We start from the raw sequence: 22,713 nt of genomic DNA, 5'->3' as shown, positions 1-22,713 counted from the left end.
TTTTGTTGTTGATTATCTTCTAATAAAACTATCATAAAATATTGTTAGCTTTAAGCTAAAAGTGGTATTTTGCAAATCTATTCTTAACCAGTATTTAGACTTTCAAAAAGACCCCAATTTATATGCGTTTTTTATTTCCCCTCCTTGTATTTGGCTTAATTTCATTTCACATTTCGGCACAAAAGTCTGTCAATCCTTTATCGACAAAAGACGTTCTATCCCAACAAAAATGGGTCGATAGTATTTACAATAATATGGATATACGCCAACGTGTTGGCCAACTATTCATGGTTCGAGCGGTATCCAACAACAATAAAGCCAATGAAGCTGAAGTTGCTCGATTAATAGGTAACCATGAAATTGGAGGTATTATTTATTCTACTGGAGGTCCGGTTAAACAAGCCAAACTCAATAACCGCTACCAAGCCCTCTCTAAAGTTCCATTGCTTGTAGGTATGGATGCCGAATGGGGTTTGAGCATGCGTTTGGATTCCACTTATGCTTTTCCATATAATATGACACTTGGCGCTATTACTGACAATAAACTTGTGGAGCAAATGGGGCGGCAGCTTGGTGAACATTGCAAGCGTATTGGCGTTCATTTTAATTTCGCTCCCGATGTGGATATCAATACCAATCCAAAAAACCCAATCATTGGCAACCGTTCCTTCGGTGAGGATCGGGATAATGTCACTGCTAAAAGTTTGGCTTTCATGAAGGGTATTCAGGATGCCGGTGTTTTAGCCAATGCCAAACATTTTCCTGGCCATGGCGATACCGATACCGATAGTCATAAAACCTTGCCAACGATAAACTTCAATGCCCAACGTATTGACTCCATTGAACTTTATCCTTATAGAAAGTTAATAAACGAAGGTCTTTCCAGTGTTATGGTGGCGCATTTGAATGTGCCGAGTTTGGAGCCGAAAGTGGGCACGCCCTCATCCTTGTCGAAATATATTATCACTGATCTTTTAAAAGAACGTTTGCAATTTGATGGCCTTATTTTTACAGATGCCTTAGAAATGAAAGGCGTTTCCACCTTTAGCAAACCTGGAGATATTGATCTTGCTGCATTTTTGGCTGGAAACGATGTGCTTTTGATTTCTGAAAATGTGCCTGTTGCGATCGATAAAATTGTTGCGGCTTATGAAGCCAATCAAATTACTGAAGAACGATTGGCGCATTCTGTAAAAAAGATTTTGATGGCCAAATACAAAGTTGGTCTCAATAAGTACCGTCCGATCGCTACCAAAAACTTGGTACAGGATCTCAACCGATTGAAAGATGACTTGCTCTATGAGAAATTAATGGAAAATGCCATTACAGTGGTTCGAAATCAAAAAGAAATATTGCCGTTAAGACATTTGGACACTAAAAAGATAGCTTATGTAGAAATGGGCGATCCTATTGATAACAAGGCATATCTGGAAGAACTGAGAAAATATGCCAAAGTACATGAAATCAAAGCCACCAAATTGGATGAGCTCATTACCAAGCTTCATAATTACAATACGGTTATTGTAGGATTTCACAAATCGAACGCCAATCCGTGGCGACCTTATCAATTTTCAGATAAAGAAATGACTTGGCTGTATGAAATAGCACGAACCAATACAGTTATCCTGGATGTTTTTGCACGTCCTTATGCACTTATCGATTTAAATTCTTTTGAAAACATTAAAGGTATTGTCGTCAGTTATCAAAATAGTGAGATTTCGATGCGTAAATCTGCTCAACTTATTTTTGGAGCAATTCCTGCAAAAGGAACTTTGCCAGTTTCGGCAGGAGAGCACTTTAAGGTTGGCGACGGCTTTATATATAACGGCATCCAATCGTTGAGCTATGGTCTTCCTGAATCGGTGGGAATGAGTTCAGAAAAATTGAAAAAACTCGATTCCATGGCGAAAATTACCATTGATCGTAAGGCAGCGCCAGGACTTCAGATTTTGGTTGCTCGTAAAGGAAAAGTCATCTATAACAAAGCTTTTGGTAAACATACTTATGAAGGCAATGAGAACGTTGATTTAGACGATATGTATGACGTGGCTTCTCTTACAAAAATATTGGCCACATTGCCGCTATTGATGGAGTTGGAGGAGCAAGGGATTGTTTCTACAGACACAAAACTATCTCAAATTTTGCCAGAGTATAAAGATTCCAATAAGAAGAACATCACTTTAAAGCAAATGCTCTCGCATTATGCCCGGTTAAAGCCATGGATTCCATTTTATACCGCCACTTTAGATGCATCCAAAAAACCAGATCCAAAGTACTACAGACGCGTTTCGAGCCCGGAATTCAGTATTAAAGTAGCCGACGAAGTGTATTTAAGAACGGACTATCCTGATACCATTCAAAAGATTATCAGAGATACCGACTTACTTCCAAGTTTGCAATATAAGTATAGTGACTTCCCATATTTCATCCTTAAAAAATTCATTGAAAAACATTACGATAAAGGCTTGGATGAATTGGTTCAGGAACGTTTGTTTCAGCCTTTAGGAGCCAATCATACCACTTATAATCCCGCTGCCATTTTTAGTGACACACAACTGGTGCCCACCGAAATAGACAATTATTACCGCCATCAAACCATTCAAGGTTATGTTCATGATATGGGAGCAGCCATGCAAAACGGAGTAGGAGGCCATGCAGGTATTTTCAGTACTTCCAACGATGTTGCAAAAATCATGCAAATGTATCTTCAAAAAGGATATTACGGGGGCAAACGTTATTTAAAAACCGAAACTGTTGAAAAATTTAATCACTGCCATTATTGTGGAAGCGGGGTAAGAAGGGGCATTGGCTTTGACAAACCACAATCGGCAAGGAAAGGACAAGTATCATTAGCAAGTTTTGGTCATTCAGGTTTTACAGGAACCTATGCTTGGGCAGATCCTCAAGAGGAAATAGTATATGTCTTTTTATCCAACCGAACCTATCCTAATGAGGGTAAGAATATATTACAGAGAGAAGGCATTAGAACAGAAATTCAACGCTTGATTTATGAGGCGATCATTATGTAAAAAGCGTTATAAGTTATGAGCAAGTGCCTTGATTACTTAAAGTTGGGCTATTGAAATTTAAATAGACTTATGACTCAAGTAAACATAACTTTAGATACTTTAAATACTTGCAACTTAAGTCACTTAAAAAAATAAAAGATGAAAATAGGAATCGTATGTTACCCAACTTTTGGTGGTAGTGGTGTAGTGGCAACCGAGTTGGGTTTGGCGCTATCTAAACGGGGCCATGAAATACACTTTATAACCTATAGCCAACCTGTGCGATTGGATTTACTTGGTAGTAATGTACATTATCATGAAGTGACCGTACCAGAATATCCGCTGTTTTTATATCAACCTTATGAGTTGGCTTTATCCAGTAAATTGGTAGATATGGTAAAGATGCACGGCATCGAACTTTTGCACGTGCATTACGCCATCCCGCATGCCTATGCCGCCTATATGGCGAGAGAAATGCTACAGGAAGAAGGTATTTATGTTCCGATCGTAACCACCCTTCACGGTACCGATATTACCTTGGTTGGAAGCCATCCCTTCTACAAAACGGCGGTTACCTTTAGCATCAACAAGTCGGATGCTGTAACCACAGTCTCCCAAAGCCTGAAAGACGATACCATTCGCTTATTTGATATTAAAAGGGAAATAGATGTGGTCCCTAATTTTATTGACTTTAGCCGACACAAAACTCAATTCGACGACTGTCAACGCTGGATCATGGCCGATGAAAATGAAAAAATCATCACGCACATCAGCAACTTCCGAAAAGTAAAACAGATCCCTGATGTGATCAAGATATTTTATAATATCCAAAAGGAAATTCCAGCCAAATTAATGATGGTAGGCGAGGGACCTGAAAAAGCGGATGCCGAACGTTTATGCAAAAAATTCGGTATTTTAAATAAAGTCGTCTTTTTTGGCAACAGTCATGAAATTGATAAAATTCTTTGTTTCAGTGATTTGTTTTTACTGCCTTCCGAAACCGAGAGTTTTGGTTTAGCAGCCTTAGAAGCCATGGCATCTGGAGTACCTGTGATTTCAAGTAATACAGGCGGCATTCCCGAAGTGAATGTGGAAGGTGTTTCAGGATTTTTAAGTGATGTTCATGATGTTGAAGACATGTCAAAAAATGCCATCTATATTCTGAGCGATGAACAAAGGCTCAATACCTTTAAATTGAATGCGACCAAAGAATCGGCAAAATTTGCAATCGAAAATGTAGTGCCTCAGTACGAAGCCATCTATGCGCGAACTTTAAAAAACTGTGAATTCTTAAAATAATAGTGTACTTTCAAGTAGTCTGTCAAAAACAAATTCAGATCATTTCTACGGAAGTTTAAAGCATAAAAAAACCATCATTACTTTAAATAATGATGGTTTTTTTGATCTTCCCTTTTGGAAGAATTATTTTAATTAGAAACGGTATCTGATACCTAAAGCAATATCAAAATCCAAATCGTCATTATAGTTATTTCCAAAAGCAAGTTCTGGTCTGAAATCTAAGGATAGCATCAATGGAATATCAAAAATGTATTCAATTCCGATATCACCTGCTATAAAAGCAAATGTTTGATTTGTTCTATATCGTTTATCATTATCTTTATATTTAGAACTATAACTTCCAATACCAGCACCAGGACCTGCATACCAGTTGAAACCACCATCAATATTCCAAACCCATTGGTAAATACCTGCAAGTTTAAAACCGTTGTAGTCACTACCACTGCGAAGCCCTAAATCCAGTTCTAAACGATTGGCTTGACTTAGTCCTAATTGGTAAGAAATTTCTGCTCCAAATCCATCATTGTCACCAATACGTAAACCAAGGGCATTGTTAGCGATGTTTTGTGCATTCATAAACATAGTACTTCCCACAAAAGCAATTGCAATTAAAAATATTCTTTTCATAATTTGAGTTTTAAAATTTTAACAAACATACAGCTTGTATTTCTAACGGTAAGCAAATAACTCGATAACTTTATGTTAAAATTAGCAAAATACCCCTAATTTTAGCTCCAAATTGAATGAGTTTAAGAAGTCCATATAAAAAAAATGATCCACGAATTAAGTAAAGAAGTACAACGTCTTAAGGGCCAGTTGACTGGGGAATTTTATACCGATGATTTGATGAAAGCACTCTATGCGACTGACGCGTCGGTTTATAGAAAACTGCCCTTTGCTGTTGCTTATCCAAATACCATTGCAGATTTAAAATTGCTCATCGCTTTTGCGCAAACCAATAAAACATCGCTCATTCCGCGTACTGCGGGGACGTCATTAGCTGGCCAATGTGTGGGTGAAGGTATTGTTGTGGATGTTTCTAAATATTTCACAAACATCCTTCATATCGATGAAAACGCAAAAACCGTCACCGTTCAGCCAGGTGTGGTTCGTGATGAACTCAACAACTACCTAAAACCCTTCGGACTCTTTTTTGGCCCGAACACCTCTACTTCAAACCGCTGTATGATTGGTGGCATGGTAGGGAATAATTCCTCGGGCACGACGTCCATTCAATATGGAGTGACTCGAGATAAAGTTTTGGAAATGAAAACTTTGTTAAGTGATGGGAGTGAGGTCACTTTTAAAAACCTGACACCTGAAGCCTTTCTTCGTAAAACAAAAGAAGACTCTTTAGAAGGACACATCTATAAAACCCTATATGAAGAACTTAAACAGGAAGAGGTTCAAAAGCGAATCCATGATAATTTTCCCAAACCTGAAATCCATAGAAGAAATACGGGTTATGCCGTTGATGAACTCTTAAAGAGTGACGTGTTCAGTGAAACTTCTGAGCCGTTCAATATGTGCAAACTATTATCGGGAAGCGAAGGCACTTTGGCTTTTACGACTGAAATAACATTGCAGTTAGACGTTTTGCCGCCAAGTGAAAGTATGATGGTAGCCGCCCATTTTGAAAGTATAGAAAAATGTTTGCAAAGTGTCGCAATGACCATGGAGCACAATCTTTATACCTGTGAAATGATGGATAAAACCATTTTAGATTGTACCAAACAAAATAAAACCCAGGCTGAAAACAGAACCTTTATTATTGATGACCCCAAAGCCATTTTGATGTGTGAGGTCAGGGCAGAGACCTTTGAGGAAGTTCAGGAGCAAACCGAAAAACTTTTAAAAACCATCCAGGATTCTGGTTTAAGTTATGCTTATCCTGTGCTTATTGGTGCAGAGATTGAAAAAGCGGTCGAACTGAGAAAGGCAGGATTAGGACTTTTAGGAAATATGATCGGGGATAAAAAATCGGCTGCCTGCATTGAAGACACGGCTGTGGCCTTGCCTGATTTGGCAAATTATATCTCCGAGTTTACGCAGTTGATGCAGGGCCATAATCAAGAAGCTATTTATTATGCGCATGCTGGTGCGGGAGAATTACACTTAAGACCTATTCTTAACCTTAAAAAAAGTGAAGACGTCGCGCTTTTTAGACAAATAACTACGGATGTGGCGCATTTGGTCAAAAAATATCGAGGCTCCCTGAGTGGCGAACATGGCGACGGCATTGTAAGAGGCGAATTTATTCCCTTGATGATTGGTGAAGAAAACTATCAATTGTTGAAGCGGGTAAAAAAAGCCTTTGATCCCCATGACATTTTCAACCCTGGCAAAATCGTGGAAGCTTATCCTATGGATGAAAATCTGCGCTATCAACCGGACAGAGCCGAACCTGAAATTGAAACTTTGTTAGATTTCTCAGCGTCCTTGGGTATTTTAAGGGAAACTGAAAAATGCAATGGCTCAGGAGATTGTCGGAAACTGCCGGAATTTGGCGGTACGATGTGTCCGAGTTACAGAGCTACACGAAATGAAAAAGACACCACACGTGCCAGAGCAAACGCCTTGCGTGAGTTTTTGACCAATTCAGAAAAAGCAAATAAGTTTGATCATCATGAATTGAAAGACGTTTTCGACCTGTGTTTGAGTTGTAAAGCTTGCGCAAGTGAATGTCCGAGTAGCGTGGATGTAGCGAGTTTAAAAGCGGAGTTTCAATACCAGTATCAAAAGGCCAATGGCGTCTCTTTAAGAACAAAATTGTTTGCTTATAATAACGATTTGAACGAACTCGGTAGCAAGTTTCCTCAGCTGACCAATTTCTTTTTTAAAAATAAATTCACATCGTCACTCCTGAAAAGTGGCTTCCAAATTGCCAAAAAAAGATCTTTGCCACTAATTTCAAATAAAAGTTTAGATAGACATATTAAAGACTTTAATAATGAATCAGTTAAAGAAAATCATAGTAAAACCATTTACTTCTTTAATGATGAATTTACCAATCATTTAGACACCTCCATTGGGCAAGATGCCATTGCGCTTTTAAAAGCTTTAAACTATAGAATAAACTTTGTTTCGCATTCAGAATCCGGGCGGGCATTTTTATCCAAAGGACTTCTTGAGCAGGCCAAAAAAGTAGCCAATGAAAATGTCGAGATTTTTAAAGATCTTATTTCATCAGAAACACCATTGATTGGCATTGAGCCCTCTGCCATCTTAAGTTTTACAGATGAATATCCAAAACTAGCGGACAACAAGAGTGCTGCGCAAAACATCGCCAAACACACTTTTTTGATTGAAGAATTTATTCTACAGGAAATTGATTTAGGAAACATCAAGGCCTCACAATTCACCAAGGAATCGAAAACCATAAAGTTTCACGGGCACTGTCATCAAAAAGCCTTGCGCAACCAATTGTCCAGTTTCAAAGTACTGAATTTACCTGAGAATTTCAAAGTAACCATCATCCCGAGTGGCTGTTGTGGAATGGCAGGAAGTTTTGGATATGAAAAGGAGCATTATGAGGTCAGTATGCAAGTAGGCGAACAAACCTTGTTTCCTGCGGTTAGAAGGGCTCCTGAATCCACAGTGATTTCTGCGAATGGCACGAGTTGTAGACATCAAATTATGGATGGCACCCAAAAAGAGGCCTTACATCCCGTTACAATTTTAAGACAAGCGCTTTTATAACTAAAAAAAGAATTAAAAAATTTATTTGAGTTAAAACAGAGGGCTGTATTTCAATTAATATGTTGTTTTTATTTCTTTCATATCCGAAACGTATTGACGCTAAGCGGATAAGATAAAAGTGGAATAGATTTCATTAAGAATTGTTATCTTACGGCCTTCAAATACTCAAAAATGCTTTTAGGATTCTATTCTTTTGTTTTTATGAGAATACAATTATATTAGCGTAAAATTACTTTTATGGCTGGAAATTCCTTCGGAAAATTATTCAAACTCACAACTTTTGGTGAGTCTCACGGTGTTGCAATTGGAGGTATTATTGATGGGTGTCCATCAGGAATACAATTGGATTTTGAAGCCATTCAATTAGAAATGGACCGTCGCAAACCGGGCCAGTCTGATATTGTTACCCAACGTAAGGAGTCGGACGTGGTTGAATTTCTCTCTGGTATTTTTGAAGGCCAAACCACAGGTACGCCAATTGGTTTTATCATAAAAAATACCGATCAAAAATCCAATGATTATTCACATATAAAAGATGTTTACCGTCCAAGTCACGCAGATTATACCTATGATAAAAAATATGGCGTACGCGACTATAGAGGTGGCGGACGCAGTTCAGCACGTGAAACAGCAAGTCGCGTTGTTGCAGGCGCCATTGCAAAACAGATGCTGAAAGACGTGAAAATTCATGCCTACACATCGTCAGTTGGTGATCTCTTTTTAGACAAACCTTATCAAGATCTTGACTTCTCAAAAATTGAAAGTAACACTGTACGTTGTCCTGACGAAGCTATTGCAAATCAAATGATTGAAAAAATCAGAGAGATTAGAAAGCAAGGCGATACCATTGGTGGCACAGTGACATGCGTGATTCAAAATCTACCTGTCGGATTAGGCGAACCTGTGTTTGATAAACTACATGCCGAACTTGGTAAAGCCATGCTATCCATAAACGCTGTTAAAGGCTTTGAATATGGCAGCGGATTTTGTGGCGCCAAAATGAAAGGCAGTGAGCACAACGATCAATTCAATGCCGACGGAAGCACGAAGACCAATTTATCAGGAGGCATTCAAGGGGGGATCAGCAATGGTATGGATATTTATTTCAGAGTGGCTTTTAAACCCGTAGCCACCATCATTCAGAAACAAAATACACTCGATAATAAAGGTGATATCGTAGAAATGCAAGGAAAAGGACGCCATGATCCATGTGTCGTGCCAAGAGCCATTCCCATTGTGGAAGCAATGGCAGCCTTGGTTTTAGCCGATTATGCACTCCTGCGCAGGCAGGAGTCTCATCAATAAACAGCTATTGCTCCTGCGAAAGCAGGAGTCTCATGAACAAATTGATGTGACTTGAGAGCGCTATAAAAATTAATTTCATTTTAAAATAAAGATCCCTGCCTACCCAGGGATATAGCTTATGAAAAAACTGGCATTACATTGGAAAATCATCATCGGAATGATCCTTGGTATCATTTGGGCGCTGACCTCAAGTTATATGGGGTGGAGTTCATTTACCATGGATTGGATCGATCCATTCGGCACTATTTTCATCAATTTACTGAAACTTATTGCCGTGCCATTGGTGTTATTTTCCATCATTGGCGGTGTTGCTAATATTGGAGATCCTTCAAGTTTAGGAAGGATGGGAGGAAAGACCTTGCTCCTTTATCTGGTAACCACAGTATTCGCTATTTCATTGGGCTTAGTGCTGGTTAATACTATAAAACCAGGTAAACTCATAGACGAACAAAGCCGAATAGATAACCGTATCAATTATGAAATTTGGGCAAGTTCGCAAGGTCATGAAATTAAAGATGGCATCAATTATCTTAAAGATCCAGCGTTTTTTGAAAGAGCACAGGTGATCTCCAATTTAACCAAACAAGATTTAAAGGAGGTTTCTGTTTCAGATAAAATTGCTACCGCCGATCAACGCAAAGATTCCACACCATTACAACCGTTGATTGACATTGTTCCGGATAACTTTTTCTACTCTTTATCTAGCAATGGATTAATGCTTCAAATAATCTTTTTCGCTATTTTCTTCGGGGTTTGTTTATTGTTTATTCCAAAAGACAAATCAGCACCCGTTTTAAAGCTGGTAGAAGGCATCAACGAAGTTTTCCTGAAAATGGTAGACTTGGTCATGCAAGCGGCACCATTCTTCGTATTTGCACTTTTAGCTGGTGTGGTAAGCAAAATGGCTGGAGATGATATTGGAAAAGTTTTAGAGATATTTAAAGGCTTGAGTTGGTACTCATTGACGGTATTAATTGGTCTTATGATCATGATTTTTATTACCTATCCTGGCATCTTAAAAGTTTTTGTCAAAAAAGTATCTTATGCAGGTTTTTTTAAAGCCATGAGCCCTGCACAAACGTTAGCGTTTTCAACGTCCAGCAGTGCGGCTACTCTTCCTGTAACCATGGAATGTGTGGAGCAAAATCTTGGGATTGATAAAAAAATAAGCAGTTTTGTGTTGCCTATCGGCGCCACCGTAAACATGGATGGTACCAGTCTTTATCAGGCTGTTGCCGTAATCTTTTTAGCACAATTGCACATGATTGATTTGACCCTTGGCCAGCAATTAACGGTAGTTTTGACCACGACTTTGGCTTCCATCGGATCAGCTGCAGTACCAAGTGCAGGTTTGGTCATGTTGATCATTGTATTGGATTCCGTCGGACTCAATCCTGCTTGGATTGCTATTATTTTCCCAGTTGATCGTATTTTGGACATGTTCAGAACGGTGGTTAACGTTACGGGCGATGCGGCAGTGTGTTGTATCATCGCCGATGGTGAAAACATGATTAATTATCAAGAGCACAAAAATCCAACGGAAACCTTTGATCTAGATTCATAATCTGAAAAAATCATGATTGCTATCGTTTCTGCAAAATGGCTCAAAGAGAATTTAGAAATGTCAGGAATTGTGATTTTGAATGCCAGTATTCCAAAATCAGGCACAACATCTGCAGCATCTTTAGGTGAAAATCGGATACTACATACTCGTTGATATCAGGAACAAATTTAGTGAGGTGTCAGCACCTTTTCCGAGCACATTTCCTTCGGGCTCTCGGACCGAGTATGGAACTTTGACAACTTAGAAAGGGGTATCACAAACCGAAATCAATAATCTTAAATATGTACCGCGCGCTTTCTATTGATTCTATTTTTTATCACTGAAAAATTGAAAACAAAAATCGATATCAGGATAAGAAGATAACAAACGCCTTCGAGAAGACTTACTTTTTCCTTGAAATAGAAAATAGCAAAACCAAAGTTAATTAGTGGGTTAAGATAAATAAACACACCAACCACTGCCGAGTTTAAACCTTTTAAGGCATATATATTAAGATACATCGGAATGATGGTAAAAACTACCGCAATCAATGCCAACATGCCATAAAAAAATGGCGTCTTTTCATTAGGTGAATCGTAAGTAACTATAAATGGCAATAAAAAAAGGACGGCAAAAAACACCTGAAAAGTCAACACCAAAAACCGATCGATCTCATGGTTTTTTCGCTGCAACACCAAGTAAAGGGCGTAGCTCAAGGCAATGATCATACTATAAAACAAGTCCGTAATATTGCCAAGAGATAGCAGTAAACACGCTGTACCACTTAAAATAACGGCGACCCATTGCAACTTAAAAAGCTTTTCCTTCAGAATCAAATAGGCCAAAACCATGGTCAATATCGGACAAATTAAATAGGCCAATGAAGTTGCGCTAACGCTCACGTTATTCATGACATAAATATAAATGTACCAGTTGAGTGCCAAAAACAAGCCGCTCAGGATATTGACGACGATGATGCGTTTTTTAACACTTGTGCCCAACCCTTTAAATGTGCTTATGGTTGACTTCAATGTTTTAGGACGCAAAAATAACGACACAAAAAGCATAATCCCCAAGGAACCCAAGGTGCGATAGCTCAAGATGTCAAATGCCGAAAATGCATCAAGCGATTTTAAGACCACACTAAAAAAGCCCCAAATAGTAAAGGCCGTAATTACTGCGATATAATATTTTGAGTTCATTATAAAGGGTTTTAAATATGCCTGCAAAGGTATTCTAAATAGGAATGCTTTAAATGTAAAAAATGCTTATTAATGGTTATTTGTTGAATTTGAGGGAAACAGGACTATTCCCTAAGGGTCGGAAGAAGTCAAAGGTTTTACCCCAGATCTCAACTTTACAAAAACTTAGACTTCAACTCCGGTGTAGGAATCATGCATTCATCTTTCTTACCGTACCAATGGTATCTATTTCTGGCAATATAATCATAGACACAATTTCTGATAAAGGCAGGAACTATCAAAAACAGGCTCAACAAATTCCTTGGAAATCCAAGTTTAGATGCGATTTTTAAAGCAGCTGTAGATTTATAAGAAACACCGTTTTCTGAAGAATAAAGCAGGATAGAATCCATTTTTGCTCTATCAATATTGAATTTTTTTATAATTTCCTGTCCAACGTCACTTTGCAAGGCTGTATAACGAAACACATCGCCCTTATCATGCCTAATCACATATTGCACCGACGCCTCACAAAGATTGCAAACCCCATCAAAAAGAATGAGTTGTTTATTGTTTTCCAAATTTATGGACATGCTGTTTTCCCTTTAATTATTTATTAGATTGATGACGGATGACGGATGACGGATGACCGATGGCCGATTATCGAAACACCAACTGAAGACCGCCAACTGAAGACTGCCGACTGAAAACTACTTCACTCGCTCCACCAATTCCAACTGCTCTACACTCACATTAGTCGTAAACATGCCATAATTGATCACAGCCTTATTTTTTTCGAGCTTATCAATGCTGCCAACAGCTCTTCCATCTTGCAAACGGACACGGTCGCCCACCTTAAAAATAGGTTTTGACTTTGGAGCATGGGCCACTTTTATTTTGGCGGCTTTCTTTTTTTGACGAATAACTTCAACTGTTTTCTCAACTTCTTCAATGACTTTTTGTTCTTTAGCTTTCTGAACTTTTTTCACGGTAGCAGAAACTTTCTTTCGTTTGGAGTTTTCAATTTGAACTACTTTGAATAATTCTGCCATAAGTTCCTTTTTTTGATGGTTGTCAAAATAGCGTTCTGACAAATCATTCATTTTTTGTCCCAAATAAATCAGGCGTTGATTACTGTCATACAATTCTTGATAGCTTTCTAATTTCTTTTGTATTTTCAGATTGATTTCTTCAAGTTTCTCGGCTTCATCCAATTTCTTCCGCTCATTAACTTTAAGTGATTGTTCAGTTTTTTCGAGCTTTGAACGTTCTTTCTGTAATTTTGCGATGGTCGCATCAAACCGGACTTTTCCGCGTTCGATTTTCTTTTTCGCCCGATTGATTAAACTGAAGGGAATCCCATTTTTTTGGGCCACTTCAAAAGTAAATGAACTTCCAGCCTGCCCTAAAGCGAGTTTATACATAGGTTCCAAGCTGACTTCATCAAACATCATATTGGCGTTTTGCATAAAAGGCAACTCGTTGGCCAAAACCTTGAGGTTGGAGTAGTGGGTTGTGATAATTCCGTAAGCTTCGCGATGGTAAAACTCCTCCAAAAAGGTTTCTGCCAACGCACCTCCTAATTCAGGATCACTTCCGGTTCCAAATTCATCGATTAAGAAAAGTGTATGCTGATTACACTTCTTCAAGAAGTAATTCATCTGTTTTAATCGGTAACTATATGTGCTTAAGTGGCTTTCAATCGATTGATTATCGCCAATATCGGTTAATATTCGATCAAATAAACATACTTTGCTCCGAATATGCACTGGGATCAGAAGTCCACTTTGTAACATCACTTGCAGAAGTCCGACCGTTTTTAGAGTGATACTTTTTCCGCCCGCATTTGGCCCTGAAATCACAATAATCCTGTTTTCCGGATGTAACTCGATGGACTGCGAAAAGGTTTTTATATGTTTCTTTTGATTGGAAATATAAAGTAAAGGATGAATGGCGTCTTTCAGAACATAATCTCTATTGTCAGTGATCTCTGGTAAAATAGCATTAATAGATGCCGCATATTTCGCTTTTGCGAAAATAAGATCCAATTCTGTCAAGAACTCTTGATAATCCTTAAGCAAAACTCGAAAGGATCTCGTATAATTGGTCAGTTGCTTTAATATTCTGGTTACTTCTTCCGTTTCTTCAAAGACCAAATTATTGAGTTCGCGGGTGTATCTAAACGTAGCTTCTGGTTCAATGTAAACAATACTGCCCGTTTTACTTGCTCCTAAAATGCTACCTTTTACCTTGCGTCGATACATGGCCTTAACCGCTAAAACACGCTTGTTTTCAACGACGGATTCTCGGATATCATCCAAATAGTCCATAGAAGAGTAAGAGGTTAAGGCAGACACAAAACTTTGGTTAATCTTACCTCTTATCGCATTGATTTCTTGCCTCAGATTAAAAAGTGTAGGAGATGCATTGTCTTTTACATCGCCAAATCGGTCAATAATAGCATCTATTTGTTGGATCAATTCCGTGGTAACGGGAATAGTAGATGAAAACTCAAAAAGATGCGGATAATATTCATGAAATTTCTTTAAAAAAATAATGATTTCATTCGATGCCATGGAAATCGCCTTGATTTTTCTAAAACTGACAGTTTCCAAATAGGAATTTTCGATTTTCAGAAGCTGAATTTCTTTGGTTATCGGCTCAAAACCGTGATTTGGAATTCGGTTGTCATTTTCAAAAGAAGCCAAATAATCATTGGTACGCTTCAAAGCAATGATCAAGTCTTCTTTTTTAGAAAACGGCTTGCTCTGTAAAGCTCTTGCAGTCCCCAAATGGGTCATGCAATATGCTGACATCTGGTCAAGGACGGTATAAAATTCAATATCTTTTAAGGTTTTCTCTTGAATGTGCATTCTCTTTTGGTAATCTTTAATAAGCTTCAAATTTACGGAAAATTAAACTTTTTGAATATAAATTTTAGCAACAACATAAAACCTCTTATTTTTATGAAAATCAGAAAAAATCATGACTATCCATATGCCTCCAAGTTGGAAAAAACAACTGCAAACAGAGTTTGAAAAGCCTTATTTTAAGGAGTTGATCAGGTTTGTGGAGCAGGAATATGACACCCATACCTGTTATCCAAAAATGGAGGATATTTTCAATGCGTTTGATTGGTGCCCATTTGATCAGGTTAAAGTGGTCATTATCGGTCAGGATCCTTACCATGGTGCAGGACAAGCGAATGGTTTATGTTTTTCAGTCAATGATGGCATTACCCATCCACCATCACTTAAAAATATTTTCAAGGAATTGGAAACCGATGTGGGAAAACCATATCCGGTTTCTGGAAACTTGGAATCCTGGGCAAAACAAGGGGTGCTTTTATTGAATGCAACCTTAACCGTTAGGGCAGGAAAGGCAGCAAGCCATCAAAAGAAAGGTTGGGAAACTTTTACGGATCAGGTTATAAAAATCATAAGTGATCAAAAAAATGACGTGGTATTCTTACTTTGGGGAGGTTTTGCCATAAAAAAAACGAAATTTATCGACGCCACAAAACATACCATCATCACTTCGGGTCATCCTTCGCCCTTAAGTGCCAATCGAGGGTATTGGTTTGGGAATAAATCTTTTAGCAAAACTAACTACCAGTTGGAGCAAGTTCATGAGTCTCCAATTGACTGGTAAGCAAAGCTGAATCTTTTTTAACAGGCTTAACCTTAGGGACTTCTTTTTTGACAGTTTTATTACAACTGAAGGCGAGTAGGAGAAAATTTAAAGCAACAAAAGAAGCCATAATTAAAGCAATACTGGTAATCATATTTTTTAATTTATGTCATAGAATGACGCGATTTGGAACGGTAAATGTAGCCAATTTCTATTCATTTTAACACTAATTCACATATTATTCTTGAAACGTTAAAGTTTCATGATGTAAATCATATGACTGAAACGATCTCCCTGTAATGCTTTTGTTCTGAAAGAATATCGAGTTTCATGAGTTTTTGCTGCACTTTTTTAACGGTAGCCTCATCTAAATTGCTTTGTGACCATTCTGTTAAAGTGAGCCACTCCTGAACATCTTCTAATTGGAGATCATACCTATTGGCAATCATTCGGTCAATACTTGGAATTTCCTTAAAATCAACTGTCGTATTATTGATGACCTCCAAAATAGCTTTAACGACACTTTCATTAACTTCTAAAAATTCATTTCTAACGGCAATTACAAAACAAGGCCATGGCGTTGGACAGTTAGCGATACGTCTAAAAACTCCTGAATCCACAATAGGTTTGGTCATGAATTTTTCCCACATAAAATAATCGGCGTCGCCATTGCTCAACGCTTTCACAGCACCATCTAAATCTTGTACAACTTCAAATTTCAGATCGGTTTCTAAATCCCAGCCGTGATTCTCAGCATTGATATAAGCCATCAAATGAGATCCAGAGCCATATCTGCTAATCGCACAACGTTTTCCTTTCAGATCTTCAACCGATTTAAAATCAGAACCAGCGGCGACATGAATGCCCCAAATAAGCGGAGTTTCCACAAAAGTCTGAACAATTTTACTCGGATTTCCTTCGGCAATATCCTTAACAATCCCTTCGGTTAAAATTACGGCCATATCGATAGCGCCCGTTCGGAGTGCTTCACTCATCGCGCCAGTGCCGCCAGGGTAGTCTTCCCAACGCAAATTAATTCCTTCTTGTTTGTATTGGCCATCCTTAAGCGTTAAATACCAGGCCAAGTTAAAATGTTCTGGGACGCCACCTATTTTTACTGTTATCATTCAAAATTCATTTTTCATTCCCTTGAAAAAGGGAATCTCTTATTTTTTATTTTCCATAATGTCATTAGCGCCATATGGTTAAGATATAATTTTTTTAGCTTTATTCGCTGATTTCTAAGCGAACTACTCGACCAACTTATTTAATGTGTATAGGATCAATTCGTTCACAGTTTTACTAGAATTCTCAGTAAACTCACCGGTCGCTCTGTTTGCGATAATAGCATTCATCGACAAGGCTTTGTGACCCAAAAGCGCCGACAATCCGTAGATACCGGCAGTTTCCATTTCAAGATTAGTAATGGGCATATTGTTATAACTGAAACTTGCCAATTTATCATTAAGCGTATTATCCTGAACAGGCAGCCTTAAAACCCGACCTTGAGGGCCATAAAAACCAACATTTGTGGCGGTAAAACCTTTCACGGTTTTGTTGGAGCTGAATTTTTCGAATAACTCTTCATTACATCTTACAACGTAGGGCTTGGATTTCAAAGGACTCCAATTGGTATGTTTTACCAAAGCATCTGATATCTCAGGATATTGCACGCTTTCACTTTTATAAAAATGTAAAAGACTGTCAAATCCTACAGCGAAATCACTGATCAAAAATGAATCGATGGGAATTTCTTTTTGAATGGATCCAGAAGTCCCGACTCTGATGATTTCCAATGAGGTGAGTTTTTCTTTGATTTCACGTTTTTCTAAATCGATGTTTACCAAGGCATCCAATTCATTAAATACGATATCAATATTATCTGTACCAATTCCGGTAGAAATAACGGTTATACGTTTGCCTTTATAGGTTCCTGTTTGCGTATGAAATTCTCTTTTTCTGGTTTGAAATTCGATGGTATCAAAATGTTGTGTCACACTGTCCACACGGTCCGGATCACCAACGGTTATGATCGTTGTTGCAAGATGTTCAGGTCTTAGATTAAGATGATAGACACTTCCATCTGGATTGAGAATGAGTTCTGATGCTTTTATAGACATTTGATTGTTTTTATAAGTTTATTTTGGACTTTACTAAACTGAAAATCCATTTTTTTGACGCCGCCAAAGTACATGGAGGTCATCAGTTCATCCGAAAAGTTATGTTGCTTATTAATCGCTTCATGTCCTTTTCTATTTAAAATAATTTGATCGTTTTCTTCCGTATAGAAAATGGAAAGGGTATCAATCATCTTATTTATTTGCAGATCACCAAAACCATAATAGCCTTGGAAATTAAGAATATACCCTAAGAGATGTCGCCTGGATTTTATTCTTTGATCTGAAATCATGTGAAGCGCATGCATCTCCAAGGTTGAAAGTCCTGTTATAGAGTCAGGAAACCGTTGTAAATGCGCTTTTAAACAGCTGGCTAAATATGGAAAAGAAGATTTTTGTACAATATATGGCTTAAATAGATTGTGATCTTTCCCACAATAAATCCGCCATAAAGCGCTCATCAAATTCCTGTCTTCTCCAGAAAGTGTAATCTTGTTTTCGTAATGTTGGTGAAGCTGGTCTGATTTTAATTCGGCCAAACCTTTAAGATCATTTTCGCCTTTTACCCTTCCGCTACATACTAGATAAAAGGGGAGCTGGATTTTCTTGTGATTTAACATACTGATGATGGCCATCAAATTGATATGACAAAACAAATCATATTCAAACCATAGCACAATCTGCTGGAACTGATCGGTATGGTTTAAAATATCCAACTCTTTTTTAAACTCAGCCTCATTCATTTCAATCTCATAAAAATCAGATAAAAATGTTTTTCTGAGAATGAAGAATTCTTCAGAATCAACCTCTTCAGTCGTTGGACCTTCACACAGCATTTCTTGCCATGTCAAAAACCTACCTGTATATTCAAGTTCTTTCAAGTAATCTGTGAGATTACTGCCATTGGTAATATGTAAAGTTTGAGTTGCCATCAACCTCCCACACGTTTAACCGCAAAGCCCTTTTCTTTTAAGATGGCCATGATTTTATCGCGATAATCGCCTTGAATCACTATTTTATCATCTTTAAAACTCCCACCAACACTGAGTTTGGTTTTGAGTTCCTTTGCTAAAATCTTAAAGTCTTCAGTAGCTCCCGTATAGCCTTCTAAAATGGTCATCGGTTTTCCTTTTCGTTTTTCATACTTGCAAATAATAGGTTCGTCTTGCAACCAGATATTTGAGCTTTCAACTTCGGGAGTTTCTTCAGGGATATGTTCTGGGAATAAATTTTTGAGCTGGTCTTTTAAATCCATTTTTTTCGCAGTCTTCAGTTTTCAGTCCTCAGTCTGCAGTCTTCAGAATGCGGTAAATAAATACTGCCGACTGAAGACTGCTTACTGCCAACTAAATCCTATTTCTTAATCAATCCTAATTCCAATAAGCGTTCATGTAAAAATTCACCTGCTGTAATATCTTCATATAACTTAGGATGGTCTTCATCAATACAGCTTTCTAAAACATTCAGCTTCATTTCACTGACTGGATGCATGAAAAATGGAATAGAATAACGTGAGGTTCCCCATAATTCTTTCGGCGGGTTGACCACGCGATGGATGGTAGATTTTAACTTATTATTGGTGTGACGCGATAACATATCGCCAACATTGATCATCAATTCATCAGGCTCTGCAATAGCGTCAATCCATTCACCTTTATGATTTTGCACTTGCAAACCACGTCCTTGAGCGCCCATTAAAAGCGTAATCAAATTGATATCGCCATGTGCTGCGGCACGAACGGCCTCTTTAGGTTCGTCTTTAATTGGGGGATAATGGATAGGTCTTAAAATAGAATTGCCATTATGGATATAATTATCAAAGTACGTTTCTTCTAAATTTAAATGTAAAGCCAAAGCTCTTAACACATATTTTGCGGTTTTTTCAAGCATGGCATAAGCTTCCTTACCAACAGCATTAAACTTTGGCAATTCAGAAACCATCACATTTTCGGGATATTCCTTGGCGCGAACAGGATCATCTTCAACATACTGACCAAAGTGCCAGAACTCTTTTAAATCGCCTTGTTTTTGACCTTTCGCACTCTCTTTCCCAAAGGACACATAGCCACGTTGGCCGCCAATACCAGGGATTTCATATTTCTGCTTGGTTTCTAAAGGTAATGAGAAAAAATTCTTTACTTCACTATAAAGATCATCTACTAATTTTTCATCTAAAAAATGGCCTTTAAGGGCCACAAAGCCAATTTCCTCATAGGCTTTACCAATTTCATTAATAAATTTCTGCTTCCTCACTGGATCACCAGAAACAAAATCCTGAAGATTTACACTCGGTATCACATTCATCTTTATACGTACGTTTTTATAGTTAACTGTCTTTATTACAAAAGTAGCGAAAATACGGATAATTGTAATTGCTTTATTACGCTAAAAAAAATAGGGTTTTGCTCCAATCTCTCTAATTTTATCTACATTTGAGTTTTAAATTTAAAACCTTATGTTGACATCTACCAAGAGCCCTATTCAATACGACAAAAAAAACCTTGACGACAGGACCCTTCTTCAGCTTTATAAAAACATGTTAAAGCCGCGATTGATTGAAGAAAAAATGCTCATTCTTTTGCGTCAGGGCAAAGTTTCCAAGTGGTTTTCTGGGATCGGCCAGGAAGCTATTTCGGTGGGTGTTACCATGGCTTTGCAAAACAATGAATACATCCTACCAATGCACCGAAATTTAGGTGTTTTTACCACTCGGGACATTCCGTTAAGTAGGTTATTCAGTCAGTGGCAAGGAAAAGCAAATGGCTTTACAAAAGGTCGCGATCGATCTTTCCATTTTGGTACTCAAGATTATCATATTGTAGGCATGATTTCACATTTAGGTCCGCAATTGGGGGTCGCTGATGGAATTGCACTAGCAAGCAAACTTCAAAACAAAGGTCAGGTCACCGCAGTTTTTACAGGAGAAGGTGGAACTAGTGAAGGCGATTTCCACGAGGCATTAAACGTTGCAGCGGTTTGGCAATTACCGGTTATTTTTTGCATTGAAAATAACGGTTATGGCTTATCAACACCTACGCATGAGCAATATTACTGTAAAGACTTAGCCGATAGAGGCAAGGGCTATGGTATAGATTCTTTTATTTTGGACGGTAATAACATTCTGGAGGTTTATGAAAAAGTACTAAAGCTGGCAGAAAGTATGCGTAAACGTCCACGTCCAATTTTAATCGAGTTCAAAACATTTAGAATGCGCGGTCACGAAGAAGCTAGCGGCACTAAATACGTTCCGAATGAATTAATGGCCGAATGGGAAGTGAAAGACCCGATCAATAACTATAGAAATTATCTGCTCAAACTAGGCGTATTAACTGCAGCCAAAGAAGAGGAATTACATCAAACCATAAAGACTGAAATTGATGAAGCTTTACAAACGGCAGGAGCAGAGGAAGCGATAGTTGCCAATGAAAGCACTGAGTTAAATGATGTATATAAACCTTTTCAATACCAACATTTTGAGTCAAAGTCAAAACCAGAAGAAATCCGTTTCATTGACGCCATTTCTCAAGGATTAAGACAAAGTATGCAACGTCACAAAGACCTCGTTATTATGGGTCAGGACATCGCCGAATATGGAGGTGTTTTTAAAATTACCGAAGGCTTTGTAGAAGAATTTGGAAACCAACGTGTGCGCAATACGCCTATTTGTGAATCGGCCATTGTTGAAACAGGCATGGGCTTATCTATTGCAGGCATGAAAGCTGTAGTTGAGATGCAGTTTGCCGATTTTGCAAGTTCAGGTTTTAATCCGATTGTCAATTATTTAGCAAAATCCTATTACCGTTGGAATCAAAAGGCCGACGTCGTCATCCGAATGCCTTGTGGCGCCGGAGTTGCAGCGGGACCTTTCCACTCGCAGACCAATGAAGCGTGGTTTACAAAAACGCCAGGGTTAAAAGTGGTCTATCCTGCATTTCCTTATGATGCAAAAGGGTTGCTGGCAACTGCCATCAATGATCCAAATCCGGTAATGTATTTCGAGCATAAAGCGTTGTATAGAAGCATACGTCAGGAAGTGCCATCTGATTATTTTACGATTCCTTTCGGAGAAGCATCGCTTTTAAAAGAAGGTAAAGCGGTTAGCATCATAACTTATGGTGCCGGAGTGCACTGGGCCTTAGAGATTTTAGCAAAAAACGAAGATATCGATGCCGATCTTATCGATTTAAGAACCTTGCAACCCTTAGATACTGAAGCTATTTATAAATCGGTTCAGAAAACAGGTCGTGCAATCATTTTGCAAGAAGACTCCATGTTTGGCGGCATTGGCAGTGATTTGAGCGCCTTAATCATGGAAAACTGTTTTGAATATTTGGATGCACCTGTAAAACGTGTGGCAAGTATGGAAACACCAATTCCATTTATCAATCAGTTGGAAGATCAGTATTTGGCGAAAGGGAAATTTGAAGCGGCTTTAAGAGAAGTTTTGGAGTATTGATCCTTAGTTAGAAACAACCTTACGAAAGACCAATTCATAAATAATTTTTTTTTGAATGCTACTGTTAGTGGAAAACACCAACAGTAGCATTATTTTTTTTATGAACTAAAGCTAAACTCCTATTTAAAAACTCCTTTATCCTGACCTTTATCAATATTATTCTTAACTTAGAGAGATAAACCTTCATTTTAAAAACAGAACATTATGAGCGATTACAAAATATATTCAGGAACCTCTCAAATCAGAGCCATGGAAATCAAAAACATCCTAGAAAGCGAAGGCATTGAATATTATGAATTGAATAAATTAGATTCTTCCTATACAGGCATCCTTGGCGAATTGCAACTCTATGTTTCGGAGGCTGATTCCGAAAAAGCACAACAATTAATGGAAAGCATCGAAGATGAATAAAAATGTTTACTATAAATAGAAAAAGTCCGCATATCGCGGACTTTTTTAATACCAATCATTACGA

The 22,713-nt window shown here is 38.0% G+C and carries 18 protein-coding genes; 9 read left to right on the top strand and 9 right to left on the bottom strand.

Going from position 1 to position 22,713, the window contains the following annotated elements; translation table 11 throughout:
- The first annotated feature begins 122 nt into the window (after nt 1-122).
- Together ACOH2D_RS00225 and bshA are read left to right on the top strand one after the other, a co-directional pair.
- On the top strand, nt 123-3,029 hold the full coding sequence (locus ACOH2D_RS00225) for a serine hydrolase domain-containing protein (RefSeq protein ID WP_449534045.1): 2,907 nt from the start codon (nt 123-125) through the stop codon (nt 3,027-3,029).
- Between the two features lie 138 nt (nt 3,030-3,167).
- Nucleotides 3,168-4,307, top strand: a complete 1,140-nt coding sequence (gene bshA, locus ACOH2D_RS00220) for an N-acetyl-alpha-D-glucosaminyl L-malate synthase BshA (RefSeq protein WP_449534044.1) — start codon at nt 3,168-3,170, stop codon at nt 4,305-4,307.
- A 132-nt stretch (nt 4,308-4,439) separates the two neighbouring features.
- On the opposite strand, the gene ACOH2D_RS00215 is transcribed toward bshA, so the two are convergent.
- Nucleotides 4,440-4,934 carry a hypothetical protein gene (locus tag ACOH2D_RS00215; protein WP_348037354.1) on the bottom strand — a complete coding sequence of 165 codons (495 nt, stop codon included), beginning with the start codon at nt 4,932-4,934 and terminating at the stop codon, nt 4,440-4,442.
- 144 nt (nt 4,935-5,078) lie between these two features.
- Here ACOH2D_RS00215 and ACOH2D_RS00210 point away from each other — a divergent pair, with 144 nt between their 5' ends.
- From ACOH2D_RS00210 to ACOH2D_RS00195, 4 genes are all read left to right on the top strand, one after another.
- Nucleotides 5,079-8,006 carry an FAD-binding and (Fe-S)-binding domain-containing protein gene (locus ACOH2D_RS00210; RefSeq protein WP_449534043.1) on the top strand — a complete coding sequence of 976 codons (2,928 nt, stop codon included), beginning with the start codon at nt 5,079-5,081 and terminating at the stop codon, nt 8,004-8,006.
- A gap of 237 nt (nt 8,007-8,243) precedes the next feature.
- Entirely contained in the window at nt 8,244-9,311 is a 1,068-nt protein-coding gene (gene aroC / locus ACOH2D_RS00205; protein ID WP_449534042.1) for a chorismate synthase, read from the top strand.
- Nucleotides 9,312-9,429: 118 nt separating this feature from the next.
- Nucleotides 9,430-10,875 (top strand): dicarboxylate/amino acid:cation symporter, encoded by a 1,446-nt coding sequence (locus tag ACOH2D_RS00200; protein ID WP_449534041.1) that lies wholly within the window; start codon nt 9,430-9,432, stop codon nt 10,873-10,875.
- 12 nt (nt 10,876-10,887) lie between these two features.
- A complete protein-coding gene (locus ACOH2D_RS00195; protein WP_449534040.1) occupies nt 10,888-11,028 on the top strand; it encodes a hypothetical protein in 141 nt (46 codons plus the stop codon).
- 122 nt (nt 11,029-11,150) lie between these two features.
- Here ACOH2D_RS00195 and ACOH2D_RS00190 read toward each other — a convergent pair whose 3' ends face one another.
- From ACOH2D_RS00190 to ACOH2D_RS00180, 3 genes are all read right to left on the bottom strand, one after another.
- Nucleotides 11,151-12,056 carry an EamA family transporter gene (locus ACOH2D_RS00190; protein ID WP_348038042.1) on the bottom strand — a complete coding sequence of 302 codons (906 nt, stop codon included), beginning with the start codon at nt 12,054-12,056 and terminating at the stop codon, nt 11,151-11,153.
- A gap of 155 nt (nt 12,057-12,211) precedes the next feature.
- On the bottom strand, nt 12,212-12,628 hold the full coding sequence (locus ACOH2D_RS00185; RefSeq protein WP_348038040.1) for a thiol-disulfide oxidoreductase DCC family protein: 417 nt from the start codon (nt 12,626-12,628) through the stop codon (nt 12,212-12,214).
- A 117-nt stretch (nt 12,629-12,745) separates the two neighbouring features.
- Complete coding sequence (locus tag ACOH2D_RS00180; protein WP_449534146.1) at nt 12,746-14,908, bottom strand: endonuclease MutS2; 2,163 nt, start codon at nt 14,906-14,908, stop codon at nt 12,746-12,748.
- 112 nt (nt 14,909-15,020) lie between these two features.
- On the opposite strand from ACOH2D_RS00180, the gene ACOH2D_RS00175 reads away from it, so the two are divergent.
- Nucleotides 15,021-15,686 (top strand): uracil-DNA glycosylase, encoded by a 666-nt coding sequence (locus tag ACOH2D_RS00175; protein WP_449534039.1) that lies wholly within the window; start codon nt 15,021-15,023, stop codon nt 15,684-15,686.
- A 251-nt stretch (nt 15,687-15,937) separates the two neighbouring features.
- Here ACOH2D_RS00175 and ACOH2D_RS00170 read toward each other — a convergent pair whose 3' ends face one another.
- The 5 genes from ACOH2D_RS00170 to ACOH2D_RS00150 all read right to left on the bottom strand — a co-directional run bounded on the left by ACOH2D_RS00170 (nt 15,938) and on the right by ACOH2D_RS00150 (nt 20,086).
- On the bottom strand, nt 15,938-16,792 hold the full coding sequence (locus ACOH2D_RS00170) for a substrate-binding domain-containing protein (RefSeq protein ID WP_348038036.1): 855 nt from the start codon (nt 16,790-16,792) through the stop codon (nt 15,938-15,940).
- A gap of 123 nt (nt 16,793-16,915) precedes the next feature.
- On the bottom strand, nt 16,916-17,785 hold the full coding sequence (locus ACOH2D_RS00165; RefSeq protein WP_348038034.1) for a nucleoside phosphorylase: 870 nt from the start codon (nt 17,783-17,785) through the stop codon (nt 16,916-16,918).
- Nucleotides 17,776-18,714 (bottom strand): DUF1835 domain-containing protein, encoded by a 939-nt coding sequence (locus ACOH2D_RS00160; RefSeq protein ID WP_449534038.1) that lies wholly within the window; start codon nt 18,712-18,714, stop codon nt 17,776-17,778. Before ACOH2D_RS00160 ends, ACOH2D_RS00165 begins: the two co-directional genes overlap by 10 nt.
- Nucleotides 18,714-19,037: a translation initiation factor gene (locus tag ACOH2D_RS00155; protein ID WP_449534037.1), complete on the bottom strand. Its 324-nt coding sequence runs from the start codon at nt 19,035-19,037 to the stop codon at nt 18,714-18,716. Before ACOH2D_RS00155 ends, ACOH2D_RS00160 begins: the two co-directional genes overlap by 1 nt.
- Nucleotides 19,038-19,135: 98 nt before the next feature.
- Nucleotides 19,136-20,086 (bottom strand): isopenicillin N synthase family dioxygenase, encoded by a 951-nt coding sequence (locus tag ACOH2D_RS00150; RefSeq protein WP_449534036.1) that lies wholly within the window; start codon nt 20,084-20,086, stop codon nt 19,136-19,138.
- A 151-nt stretch (nt 20,087-20,237) separates the two neighbouring features.
- Here ACOH2D_RS00150 and ACOH2D_RS00145 point away from each other — a divergent pair, with 151 nt between their 5' ends.
- Nucleotides 20,238-22,238, top strand: a complete 2,001-nt coding sequence (locus ACOH2D_RS00145; RefSeq protein ID WP_449534035.1) for an alpha-ketoacid dehydrogenase subunit alpha/beta — start codon at nt 20,238-20,240, stop codon at nt 22,236-22,238.
- A 204-nt stretch (nt 22,239-22,442) separates the two neighbouring features.
- Entirely contained in the window at nt 22,443-22,649 is a 207-nt protein-coding gene (locus tag ACOH2D_RS00140; RefSeq protein WP_348036595.1) for a putative signal transducing protein, read from the top strand.
- Nucleotides 22,650-22,713 lie beyond the last annotated feature (64 nt).

The sequence above is a fragment of the Gelidibacter sp. genome, assembly GCF_053579655.1.
This window is presented reverse-complemented; position numbering and strand designations above follow the sequence as displayed.

Coding starts and splice junctions, on each gene's coding strand:
- ACOH2D_RS00225 (WP_449534045.1), top strand. CDS start 123: ATGCGTTTTTTATTTCCCCTCCTTGTATTTGGCTTAATTTCATTTCAC.
- bshA (WP_449534044.1), top strand. CDS start 3,168: ATGAAAATAGGAATCGTATGTTACCCAACTTTTGGTGGTAGTGGTGTA.
- ACOH2D_RS00215 (WP_348037354.1), bottom strand. CDS start 4,934: ATGAAAAGAATATTTTTAATTGCAATTGCTTTTGTGGGAAGTACTATG.
- ACOH2D_RS00210 (WP_449534043.1), top strand. CDS start 5,079: ATGATCCACGAATTAAGTAAAGAAGTACAACGTCTTAAGGGCCAGTTG.
- aroC (WP_449534042.1), top strand. CDS start 8,244: ATGGCTGGAAATTCCTTCGGAAAATTATTCAAACTCACAACTTTTGGT.
- ACOH2D_RS00200 (WP_449534041.1), top strand. CDS start 9,430: ATGAAAAAACTGGCATTACATTGGAAAATCATCATCGGAATGATCCTT.
- ACOH2D_RS00195 (WP_449534040.1), top strand. CDS start 10,888: ATGATTGCTATCGTTTCTGCAAAATGGCTCAAAGAGAATTTAGAAATG.
- ACOH2D_RS00190 (WP_348038042.1), bottom strand. CDS start 12,056: ATGAACTCAAAATATTATATCGCAGTAATTACGGCCTTTACTATTTGG.
- ACOH2D_RS00185 (WP_348038040.1), bottom strand. CDS start 12,628: ATGTCCATAAATTTGGAAAACAATAAACAACTCATTCTTTTTGATGGG.
- ACOH2D_RS00180 (WP_449534146.1), bottom strand. CDS start 14,908: ATGCACATTCAAGAGAAAACCTTAAAAGATATTGAATTTTATACCGTC.
- ACOH2D_RS00175 (WP_449534039.1), top strand. CDS start 15,021: ATGACTATCCATATGCCTCCAAGTTGGAAAAAACAACTGCAAACAGAG.
- ACOH2D_RS00170 (WP_348038036.1), bottom strand. CDS start 16,792: ATGATAACAGTAAAAATAGGTGGCGTCCCAGAACATTTTAACTTGGCC.
- ACOH2D_RS00165 (WP_348038034.1), bottom strand. CDS start 17,785: ATGTCTATAAAAGCATCAGAACTCATTCTCAATCCAGATGGAAGTGTC.
- ACOH2D_RS00160 (WP_449534038.1), bottom strand. CDS start 18,714: ATGGCAACTCAAACTTTACATATTACCAATGGCAGTAATCTCACAGAT.
- ACOH2D_RS00155 (WP_449534037.1), bottom strand. CDS start 19,037: ATGGATTTAAAAGACCAGCTCAAAAATTTATTCCCAGAACATATCCCT.
- ACOH2D_RS00150 (WP_449534036.1), bottom strand. CDS start 20,086: ATGAATGTGATACCGAGTGTAAATCTTCAGGATTTTGTTTCTGGTGAT.
- ACOH2D_RS00145 (WP_449534035.1), top strand. CDS start 20,238: ATGTTGACATCTACCAAGAGCCCTATTCAATACGACAAAAAAAACCTT.
- ACOH2D_RS00140 (WP_348036595.1), top strand. CDS start 22,443: ATGAGCGATTACAAAATATATTCAGGAACCTCTCAAATCAGAGCCATG.